The 890-nt window shown below is 42.2% G+C and carries 1 protein-coding gene; it reads right to left on the reverse strand.

Features of this window, described 5'->3' with window-relative positions:
- Positions 1-890, reverse strand: an 890-nt coding sequence (gene tuf, locus J3U74_RS12385) for an elongation factor Tu (RefSeq protein WP_267328867.1), incomplete at both ends; no start/stop codon positions are given.

Below are 890 nucleotides of genomic sequence, written 5' to 3' on the forward strand. Positions count from 1 at the left end.
CCTTCTGCCATTGCGATTGGGTGAATTAATGATACTGTCATTTTGATGTTATCACCTGGCATTACCATTTCTACGCCTTCTGGTAATTCAATAGTACCCGTTACGTCAGTTGTACGGAAGTAGAACTGTGGACGGTAGCCTTTGAAGAATGGAGTATGACGACCACCTTCATCTTTGCTTAGGATATACACTTCTGATTCAAAATCTGTATGTGGAGTGATTGAACCTGGTTTTGCTAATACTTGACCACGTTCGATTTCTTCACGTTTTGTACCACGAAGTAATACACCTACGTTCTCACCAGCACGACCTTCGTCTAGTAATTTACGGAACATTTCAACGCCAGTACAAGTTGTTTTTGTAGTTGGTTTGATACCAACGATTTCAACTTCTTCACCAACTTTGATTACACCACGCTCTACACGACCTGTTACCACTGTACCACGTCCTGAAATTGAGAACACGTCTTCAATTGGAAGTAGGAATGGTTTATCGATATCACGCTCTGGTTCCGGAATGTAGCTGTCTAAAGCTTCAGCTAATTCAACAATTTTATCTTCCCATGCTGCGTCGCCTTCTAACGCTTTTAACGCTGAACCACGAATTACTGGTGTATCATCACCCGGGAAGTCGTATTGAGATAGAAGTTCACGTACTTCCATTTCAACTAATTCTAATAACTCTTCATCATCAACCATATCACATTTGTTTAAAAATACGATGATGTAAGGAACACCTACTTGACGTCCTAAAAGGATGTGCTCACGAGTTTGTGGCATTGGGCCGTCAGTTGCTGCTACTACTAGGATAGCGCCGTCCATTTGAGCCGCACCAGTGATCATGTTTTTAACATAGTCAGCATGTCCCGGACAGTCAACGTGTGCATAGTG

Origin of the sequence: Gilliamella sp. B3892 (assembly GCF_026536305.1) — a bacterium.
GTDB lineage: Bacteria > Pseudomonadota > Gammaproteobacteria > Enterobacterales > Orbaceae > Gilliamella.